The sequence below is a fragment of the Acinetobacter kanungonis genome (assembly GCF_009939195.1).
GTDB lineage: Bacteria > Pseudomonadota > Gammaproteobacteria > Pseudomonadales > Moraxellaceae > Acinetobacter > Acinetobacter kanungonis.
On record NZ_JAACKC010000018.1, the window covers coordinates 1 to 1,020 of the forward strand.

Annotated in this window: 1 protein-coding gene; it reads right to left on the reverse strand. The window is 39.9% G+C overall.

The window, feature by feature from the left end; genetic code table 11:
- Positions 1 to 8 precede the first annotated feature (8 nt).
- Positions 9 to 980 carry an IS481 family transposase gene (locus tag GWK51_RS16400; protein ID WP_161934520.1) on the reverse strand — a complete coding sequence of 324 codons (972 nt, stop codon included), beginning with the start codon at positions 978 to 980 and terminating at the stop codon, positions 9 to 11.
- Between the last annotated feature and the right edge of the window lie 40 nt (positions 981 to 1,020).

Genomic DNA, 1,020 nt, shown 5'->3' on the forward strand with positions numbered 1-1,020 from the left:
TGTGTGATTCATAGAGATCGTTTCAATTTAGCGATCTCTAAATCCATCTTGTAATTGGCATGTTGAATCCGTTCATTGGATGGGTTGTATTGCTTATGGACCTCATCAGAGAAAGGGGTTTCTTCACATAATTCAAAGTACCTTTCCATCGGTGTTTTACCTTTCAAAGCTGAATGTGGTCTCATCCAGTTATAGTAATGCTGCCATTCGGCTAGCTTGTCTTGGATATCTTCAGAATTAATATCGACAGTAGCGTAGAACTCAGATTTATCAGTCTTTTGAGAGCGCTCTACCTTGCCATTCAAATGAGGTGAACCTGGTTTATTTGGCCTAAATTTGATTCCATGCTGCATCAATTTTTTCTGTATTTTCTCAGCAAAAAATTCCCGCCCACGATCGGTCTGTATTCGCTGTATGGGAAAAGGCATTTCTTCAATTACGCAGTCTAAAAAGTCGAGCGTATTCGCTGCTGTCCGGCGTTTATATATCCTTAAAACGCGATATCGTGTGCAGTCATCAATAGATGTGTACTGATATAGCCCAGGACCCAATTTACAGGTATCCATTTGAATTCTATCACCTGGTAATGGGCGTTCATAACGAATGAAATCTACTTTACGACGGAATTTTTTAATCGGTTTGACTTGATGGGTGGATAGTACTTTATGGATAGTCGCTAAGGACAACGAGACTCCGTGCAGCCTCATCAATTCTGTTTGCAAACGTCGAGCACCCAGATTTCTAGCCGAGCGCATTTCTAATATTAAGGCCTCTAGCTCAGCATTGATTTTAGTATTTGGAGATTTTAATGGGCGTTTACTCTGACTACTTAATCCATCAATACCTTGCTCAGAATATCGTTTCCACCACTTGCGTAATGTTGGTCTAGAAATGCCACATCTCCGACAGACTAGGCCAGCATCATTAGTCTCTTCAAATAATTTAACCCATACGAGTCTTTGTTGAATTTCTCTGTTCATAGACACCAATTATATTGAAATGATGTCTATGAATCACACA